Source organism: Sphingomonas sp. FUKUSWIS1 (assembly GCF_000733135.1).
GTDB lineage: Bacteria > Pseudomonadota > Alphaproteobacteria > Sphingomonadales > Sphingomonadaceae > Sphingomonas > Sphingomonas aerolata.
Map to the genome: position 1 here is coordinate 1 of NZ_JPJC01000274.1, position 941 is coordinate 941.

2 protein-coding genes are annotated in these 941 nt (G+C 71.9%); both read right to left on the minus strand.

What is annotated here, in order from left to right:
* A partial coding sequence (locus sphsw_RS17415) for a triphosphoribosyl-dephospho-CoA synthase (protein WP_042467724.1) occupies window positions 1-524 on the minus strand: 524 nt, incomplete at its 3' end.
* Window positions 521-941, minus strand: a 421-nt coding sequence (gene mdcG, locus sphsw_RS17420) for a malonate decarboxylase holo-[acyl-carrier-protein] synthase (RefSeq protein ID WP_042467726.1), incomplete at its 5' end; no start/stop codon positions are given. The genes sphsw_RS17415 and mdcG, both read right to left, overlap by 4 nt.

Genomic DNA, 941 nt, shown 5'->3' on the forward strand with positions numbered 1-941 from the left:
GCGTAGAGCGCGGGAAAGCCGGCCGCGGCCTCGGCCCGTGCGCCGCCCGCGGCATGGCGGCGCGCGACCATGGTGCCATGGCTGTGCAGCGTGACGGGCCCGCGCAGGATCTCCGCGCCCCAGTGCTGCGCGACGATCGTCCCGAGCGGCGCGGCGATGCCATAGCGCGCGCGGAACCCCGTAGCGGCGCAGAGCAGGCCCATGCCGAAGATCGCGCCGCGGTGCGTGTTCACGCCGCCCGTCGCGACCATCATCGCCGCCTCCGCCGCGATTCCGATCGCGCGCAGGCGGTCCATCCCTGCCCCCGCAGCCCCCGCCTGGGCCAGCGCGGCGAGATAGGGTGCGAGTGCGTCGGCGCTGCGGTTCATCATCGCCGCATCCATGTCGTCATGCGCACCCGGATCCACCGGGCTGACGAGGCCGGGCTTGGGATAGGTCGCGATCTCACGCCTGAGGCACAGAGCGGCGGCGTGGCCGATCGCGTCGGCGTCGACCGCGGGCGTTGAAACGACGAGCGCGGTCATGCGAACATTTCCGCGCGTGGGGTCACGCCGTTCGCGTGCAGCGCCTTGACGAGCAGCTCGGGAGCGTCCGACGCCCATTCGCGCCACTGGACCGCTCGTCCCTGCGGCGTCAGCAATTCGCCGTCGATCCGCATCGGTGCGGTCGCGTCGACGACCATGAGCGTAAGGGCGAATGACGTCGCGGCGTGCTCGTCCGCCACCTCCCAGAGCAGGTCGAGATCCGAGCCTGGCGACAAATAGTTCAGGTGAGTCAGATGAGCCCAGGCGAGGCTGCCGAAACAGCGCGTGTCCGGGTCGAGCCCGACGAGCGCGGCGATGCTGGCTTGCCAGGTCGGAGGTGCCGCCGCCGCCGCATCGCGGAGCAGCGGCGGCGGAGCATCGGCCCGGATGGAATCGGGAGGCACGGCGAAGGCGAGC